Origin of the sequence: Pedobacter psychrodurus, assembly GCF_032678585.1 — a bacterium.
GTDB classification, from domain to species: domain Bacteria; phylum Bacteroidota; class Bacteroidia; order Sphingobacteriales; family Sphingobacteriaceae; genus Pedobacter; species Pedobacter psychrodurus_A.
Genome location: NZ_JAVTSN010000149.1, coordinates 1 through 544, shown reverse-complemented (window position 1 = coordinate 544; position 544 = coordinate 1). Strand labels below are relative to the sequence as shown.

The window sequence follows — 544 nt, the reverse complement described above, 5'->3', positions numbered from 1 at the left end:
AGATGAGTTTTTCGCACATACTGAAGATATTACCCGCGAAGGTATTATTGGCGGTTATGTACATGGAAACGAACCTGCGCACCATATTGCTTACTTGTACAACTGGACTGATCAACCCTGGAAAACACAAGCGCAGATCCGCCATATTTTAAATATGCAGTACAAACCGACTGCTGATGGTTTGGGTGGAAATGATGACTGTGGACAAATGAGCGCCTGGTATATGTTTTCTTCATTAGGATTTTATCCTGTGGCACCAGGTTCGGATGTATATTCGTTGGGTAGCCCGTTGGTTAACAATGCCGTAATCAATTTAGAAAACGGAAAAACCTTTACTGTGGAAGCGATCAAACAAAACGATAAAAACGTTTATGTAGAGAAAGTTTTATTGAATGGCAAAGAAATCACCGATCATAAAATCAAACACTCAGATATTACAAACGGTGGAAAGCTTACTTTTTACATGAGCGCTAAACCAAAAAAATAATTTATTCTCATCCCTGTACTAATTAAACCGTTGACTAATTTTAGTTAACGGTTTTTT

At 37.9% G+C, this 544-nt stretch carries 1 protein-coding gene; it reads left to right on the top strand.

Features of this window, described 5'->3' with window-relative positions; translation table 11 throughout:
- Positions 1-487: glycoside hydrolase domain-containing protein (locus R2S57_RS30445; RefSeq protein WP_316848669.1), on the top strand; the 487-nt coding region annotated here is incomplete at its 5' end.
- Between the last annotated feature and the right edge of the window lie 57 nt (positions 488-544).